Origin of the sequence: Flavobacterium sp. (assembly GCF_031363805.1) — a bacterium.
Classification (GTDB): Bacteria; Bacteroidota; Bacteroidia; order Flavobacteriales; family Flavobacteriaceae; genus Flavobacterium.
Map to the genome: position 1 here is coordinate 1 of NZ_JANLVD010000051.1, position 6,572 is coordinate 6,572.

Consider the following 6,572-nt stretch of genomic DNA (forward strand, 5'->3'; position numbering starts at 1 on the left):
GTTTAAAAGTAAACGAAATAAATTTCTACCAATCCTTCCAAAGCCATTTATGGCAATTCGTGTTTTTATCATTTTTAATTTCAAAAGTCAATTACAATTTCAAAAATCAATTTCAAAAGTCAAATACAAAAATCAATTTCAAAAATCAAATACAATTTCAGAAATTGATTTTTGAAATTGTAATTGATTTTTTACATTTCTACAATATGTGTTTTTGGGCTTTGTAGGATGAACGAACAAGTGCACCACTTTCTACGTGGCGGAAACCCATTTCTAATCCGATTTTTTCGTATTTTTCAAATTGTTCAGGCAAAATATATTCTTTTACTGGTAAATGTTTTTTGCTGGGTTGTAAATATTGACCAATGGTGACAATATCCACATTGGCATTTCGCAAATCCTTCATGGTTTGAATAACTTCTTCTTCGGTTTCTCCCAAACCTAGCATAATGCCTGATTTTGTTCTGCGAATTCCTTTGGCCTTCAAATACCGTAAAACTTCTAAACTTTTATCATATTTGGCTTGAATTCGGACTTCACGCGTCAATCTGCGAACTGTTTCCACATTATGGGAAACTACTTCTGGATTGGCTTCCACAATTCTATCTAAGTTTCTTTCCACACCTTGAAAATCTGGAATTAAGGTTTCCAAAGTGGTTTCAGGATTCATTCTTCGAATTGCTTTTACAGTTTCAATCCAAATAATGGAACCCATATCTTTCAAATCATCTCTATCAACACTCGTAATAACTGCATGTTTTATGTTCATGATTTTTATAGAACGAGCCACTTTTTCAGGTTCGTCCCAATCTACAGTTTCTGGCCGCCCAGTTTTTACACCACAAAAACCACATGATCGCGTGCAAACATTTCCTAAAATCATAAAAGTTGCGGTTCCTTCGCCCCAACATTCGCCCATGTTTGGACAACTACCAGAAGTACAAATAGTATTTAATTTGTATTTATCTACAAGTCCGCGGAGTTCAGTGTATTTTTGACCAATTGGCAATTTTACTTTCAGCCATTTTGGTTTGGCTATAGGCAATATGTTTGATTCAAGAACAGTTTCCATAAAATCTAATTTCTAAATGCAAAGATAAGGAAAGATTGACGATTTTGGATTTCTGTGTTAAAATTTATTTCGAACACTATGGCTGAAAATCGCAAATATTGTAGTTAGCTTTTTTGATTTAAAAAAACCACTATTAACAAAATGTCAATAGTGGTTTACCAATAAAATTTTTATGATATTATTCTGAAATAGTTGTTTTCACTACAATTGGCAATGAGAATGAAGTTCTAACAGCTTGGTTGCCCATGTAACCTGGTTCCCATTTGGTTCTGATGGCTTTTAAAACTCTAATGGCTTCTGCACCAATTCCAAAACCAGGATCGTTTGCTACTTTTATATTTGACAAACTGCCATCTTTCTCAACTATAAAAAATACAATTACTCTCATAGTTCTTGCTTCTTCCATTTCTGGAGAAATAAATTTTTTACCTACAGTTTTTAAAAACTCATTGATTCCGCCAGGAAAACTCGGATTTACTTCAACAGAATTCGAAGTAAATATACCATCGATATTTATTACAGGTCTATCCTCTTTTATAACTATTGCAGTTTCAGTTCCATTTTTAGTTCCCTTGCCATCGCCTTCCTCAGTTGCGTCTGGATCTTTGTTAAGTCCTAACTCTGTATTTTTAGTTATTGGAGTTTCATCAGCAATGCTTTGATCAACAATTTTAATATTTTTTGTTAAATCTGTGGTCACTTCTTGTTTAAGAGCTTTTCCTTTTTTTACAGGTTCTACTTTAACTGGATCTGCTTTTTTCACAATTGGATCTAAATCTACAACTACCAACCCACCAAAATTCTTATGTGTAGGATTTGGTTTTTCTCCAAAAGAACTAAAAAGCATTGCTGTTGCTGACAAAGCTGTTAATAAAAATAAAGCACTAAAAAAAGCTTTCATTGTTGTTTTGCCTTCGTCCTGACGCAATTGGTAAGCACCATAAGATTTGTTTTTTCCTTCAAAAACCAACTCCAACCATTCATTTTTGCTACTGTTTAATTTTGACATAATTTCTAGGGATTTATAATTAATAATCTTTTACTATTTTGATTAATTAATTGAAAAAACCGTGCCAAAATTTTGTTAACTTATAAAATTATTCAATTTTTTATGAAATATATTGAATTATTTGTTTTATGATGATAATTATGTTGAAGAAATGTTGTTTTGTAGAGAATTTAACTTTTAGTTATAATTTCCGAAAGTAGTTTTTTTGCGCGAAGCAACTTGATTTTTACATTATTTAAGGGTTCATTCAAGTCTTCTGAGATTTCCTGATACGACATTTCTTGAAAATATCGCATTTGAATGACTTCTTGATAGGCTGGTTTGAGTTGTTTGATAAAATGAAGTAGCTGCGATAAATTTTGCTCAGTAATTAATTTGTCTTCCGCAGATGGTGTTGTATCGGCAATTCTATAAGCGATATCATCTTCTTCATCAGTAATATCAATAAATAAAGATGATTTTTTTTTACGAAGTAAATCAATGTGAACATTTTTAGCAATAGCTATCAACCAAGTATTAAACTGAAATTCAGCATTATATGTGGCAATTTTATCAAATGCTTTCGAAAAAGTTTCAATAGTAATATCCTCTGCATCGGTTTCATTTTCAGTTCTTTGTAACATAAAACCATATACTTCATTCCAGTAATGATCCAATAAATAGGTAAAAGCTATTTGATCGCCAAGCTTTGCTTTTTCAATTTTATTTTTTATTTCCAATGCACAGGTTTTGAGAAAATATTTTTAAAGAAAAGAGATAACTGTGTGAATATAAGTATAATTTCTAAAATAGGATAATAATACATGACATCTTTTTCATAAAGTTTTGCTGCTGAATAACCCAATGATATTGTTGAAGCAATATATCTAATTGCAATTAAAGCTACAACGATAATCCATTGGTATTGGAATGATAAAAGTATAATAGTTAACAATAGAAATAATAATTGCGAGGAGAAAAATAGTGCTAATTGAAATTTATCAAAAAATTTATAATATTTCGCGGTTGATATATGTCTTCTTTTTTGCATTATCCAATCTCCAAAAGAAGTTTTTGATTTAGAAAAAGTAATGCTTTCTGGATTAAAATTGATGGCTGTATTTTTTGAATTTGAAATTTGATTGATAAGCAAATCATCATCGCCAGAACGAATTTTCATGTGTTCTATAAATCCGTTGGCATTAAAAAATTCATTTCTTTTGTAAGCCAAATTTCTACCAACTCCCATATATGCTTTTCCCAATTTTGCCCACGAAAAATATTGTGTTGCTGTAAGTAAAGTTTCAAAACGGATGAGTTTACTCAAAAAAGAATTTTCTACTTTTTCATACGCTCCGTAACCCAAAACTATCGATTTTTCTTCTGAAAAGGAAGAACTCATTTCTGCTATCCAATGGTCTGAATCTGGGTAACAATCGGCATCAATAAATAACAAATTATTGTGTGATGCAGCTTTAATTCCTAGAGTAAGCGCAAATTTTTTGTTTCCCCAAAATGCTTCATTGTTTTTAACTTTAACCAATTTAATGTTTGCATATTTTTTTTCGAAGTCTTCAAAAACATCTAGTGTTTCATCGCTTGAAGCGTCATCAATCAATACAATTTCAAAATTTGGATAGTTTTGTGATAGTAATAATGGAACATAGTTCTTTACATTTTCAGCTTCATTTTTTGCGCATACAATTACTGAAATAGGTATACTTAAATGTTCTTTTTCTTCAAATTTTGCAAAAGAGAATTTACCAAAAATCAATAAATAATAAATGACTTGGATTATAATAACTGTGACGAAGGAATATAATAGAATAAGTAAAAATTGCGCCATATGCTTGTGAAAATATTTTGCAAATGTAGATAAAAGAATTACGAATCACGAAGTTTGATTGCGATTTAATAAATTTTTTATCTTGGACATTTTTTCATTTCTTGGGCAACTTGTTTGTCAATAACATTTCCAGTATTTTCTAATTCTAGGATTATATTTTCGTAATTTTTGCTATCTCGATTTTGAGACATTTTTTTAACTGCATCAATAGAAATTATCTCAATTTCAAAAGCAATAATGCCTCTTGCTTGTCTCATGGTTTGTTTTGACAAGTCTTCAATTCGCACTGGATTTTCGGAATTTCTTTCATATTTATCGACTAAATTTTTAAGCGAATTGATGCTTTCTTCCAAATTTAGAATTTTAACTTTCCCATAAACATGAACTGCTGTATAATTCCAAGTCGGAACATTTTCATGATCGTACCAAGAAGAAGAAATGTAAGAATGTGGTCCAGAAAAAATAACTAAAATATTGGTATTTGTTTTAAAACTTTCGCCTTGCGGGTTTTCTCTTGAAATATGTCCAACTAAAATTGATTTTCCATCATTGTCTTCTTCCAAGAGCAATGGAATGTGGGTTGCCCAAAGTTTTCCATTGGTTTGATTGACTAGAATGGCAAAACCATTGTCATGAATAAAGTTTTTTATTTCTTCTTGGCTTTCGTTTTTATAAATATCTGGAATATACATTTTGAATTACGAATTAAAAATTACGAATTACGAATTAAAAATATTAATTATCAATTATCAATTATCAATTATCAATTATCAATTATCAATTATCAAATTTAAATTACATTTACTTCAGCTTCAATGTGAATGCCATATTTTTCAAAAATTGTTTTTTGAATTTCTTTGGAAACATTTAAAATTTCTTGTCCAGTGGCATTGCCATAATTAACCAAAACCAAAGCTTGATTTTTATGAATTCCTGCATCGCCAAAACGTTTTCCTTTAAATCCCGCTTGTTCTATCAACCAACCTGCGGGTACTTTGACCTCGGATTCAGAAACATCATAATGTTTTATTTCTGGAAATTTCGACTTTACTTCATTAAACAAATTTCTTGAAATAATTGGATTTTTAAAAAAACTTCCACTATTTCCTAACTCTTTTGGATCTGGCAATTTGCTTTGGCGAATGGCAATAACGGCGTTACTGACTTCTTTTAAAGTAGGAATTTTTATATTTTGTTTTTCTAACTCGGCTGTAATATCGCCATAAGAAATATTTATTTTGTGGTTTTGCTTTGTGAGTTTAAAAACTACTGATGTAATAATAAATTGATCTTTGACCTCATGTTTGAAAATGCTTTCTCGATAGCCAAAATTACATTCTTCCTTGGAGAAAGTTTTTACTTCTTGTGTATCAATATTTATTGCTTCACACGAAATAAAAGTATCTTTAATTTCGGTGCCGTAAGCGCCAATATTTTGAACAGGAGTTGTGCCGACATTTCCAGGAATTAGCGACATATTTTCAAGTCCACCAAAGTTTTGATTGATGGTAAAAAGCACTAATTCATGCCAGTTTTCTCCAGCTTGACTTTCAACCCAAACAAAATTTTCATCTTCCTTAATTATTTTTTTACCTTTTAAATCAATGTGAATAACCAAGGCATCAATATCTTTTGTCAACAACATATTGCTTCCGCCACCTAAAATAAATTTTTTTTCCGATTTATTTTCCTCTAAAACTTTTTTTAGATCATCGACAGAATGTACAGCTACAAATTTTTTGGCAAAGGCTTCAATACCGAAAGTATTGTATTTTTTTAATGGAAAATTGGAAATGATATTCATGTTGGAAATTTCGATTGAATACAAAAATAAGTAAAGTTTTTAGACAAATTTTTGAAAATAATTTTTGTGCCAAATGTGAAGCATAAAAATAGGCAATACATAAGGTATGATTTGATTGTTTCCTTTTTGAATTTCTTCAACAATTTTCTTAGAATTCAAATTTGATAGAAAAGGCATATCAAAAATTTCGCTTTTGGCAAAATGTTGCAATTCTTCTTTTATTTTTTCGTTTGAAGTAAAATATTTTCCCCAAGGCGAACTCAAACCTATTTTTTTGAAGTTTAAAATTTCTTGCGGTAACTTATTTTGCATTGTCGATTTTAAAATAAATTTTCCTTTTTTGCCCGAAAACAGCCATTTGTTATCCAAAGTTCCCAATCCAGCAATTAACCTTTGGTCTAAAAAGGGTTCACGACATTCTATAGAAGCGCCCATGGTACAGCGATCATTTCGGTCGAGAAGTGAACATAAATAAGTATGTTGGTCAAAATATAAGGCTTGTCTTTGCAAACTTTTTGGATATAATTCTTGGGCTTCTTTCAATATTTGATAACGATATTCATTGACTGGCTTTTTCTTTTCGCCATAGAAACTATTGATATCATCTGGATAAATACTGGTAATATTAAAAAGTACTAAATCTTCTGATTTTTTAATTTTTGAATAACGGAAAAGTTTATTATATCTAGGATTTTTGGTCAAATAATCGAAACTACTCAAATAAGAAATCGCTTTTAATAAAGATGGATTTTTTAATGCTTTGTAGCGAACATAGCCACCCATAAGTTCGTCTGCTCCTTCTCCAGAAAGCAAAACTTTAACTTTCGTATTAGCCAGTTGTGAAATGGAAAGTAAATGCGGT

General features: G+C 30.3%; 7 protein-coding genes. All 7 read right to left on the reverse strand.

Translation table 11 applies throughout. From position 1 onward, the window contains the following. Nucleotides 1-199: 199 nt before the first annotated feature. Nucleotides 200-1,072, reverse strand: coding sequence for a lipoyl synthase (gene lipA / locus RMN92_RS02865; protein WP_309607953.1), 873 nt, complete (start codon nucleotides 1,070-1,072; stop codon nucleotides 200-202). A 178-nt stretch (nucleotides 1,073-1,250) separates the two neighbouring features. Further along, a complete protein-coding gene (locus RMN92_RS02870) occupies nucleotides 1,251-2,081 on the reverse strand; it encodes an energy transducer TonB (RefSeq protein ID WP_309607954.1) in 831 nt (276 codons plus the stop codon). 170 nt (nucleotides 2,082-2,251) lie between these two features. Next, nucleotides 2,252-2,800, reverse strand: coding sequence for a sigma-70 family RNA polymerase sigma factor (locus tag RMN92_RS02875; RefSeq protein ID WP_309607955.1), 549 nt, complete (start codon nucleotides 2,798-2,800; stop codon nucleotides 2,252-2,254). Further along, nucleotides 2,791-3,906 (reverse strand): glycosyltransferase, encoded by a 1,116-nt coding sequence (locus RMN92_RS02880; protein WP_309607956.1) that lies wholly within the window; start codon nucleotides 3,904-3,906, stop codon nucleotides 2,791-2,793. Before RMN92_RS02880 ends, RMN92_RS02875 begins: the two co-directional genes overlap by 10 nt. Nucleotides 3,907-3,983: 77 nt before the next feature. Next, the gene (locus RMN92_RS02885) at nucleotides 3,984-4,598 is read right to left on the reverse strand and encodes an FMN-binding negative transcriptional regulator (RefSeq protein ID WP_309607957.1); all 615 of its coding nucleotides are present in this window, start codon (nucleotides 4,596-4,598) and stop codon (nucleotides 3,984-3,986) included. 98 nt (nucleotides 4,599-4,696) lie between these two features. Beyond that, nucleotides 4,697-5,710 (reverse strand): UDP-N-acetylmuramate dehydrogenase, encoded by a 1,014-nt coding sequence (gene murB, locus RMN92_RS02890; RefSeq protein WP_309607958.1) that lies wholly within the window; start codon nucleotides 5,708-5,710, stop codon nucleotides 4,697-4,699. A 39-nt stretch (nucleotides 5,711-5,749) separates the two neighbouring features. After that, the coding region (locus RMN92_RS02895; protein WP_309607959.1) for an asparagine synthase-related protein at nucleotides 5,750-6,572 on the reverse strand (823 nt) is incomplete at its 5' end.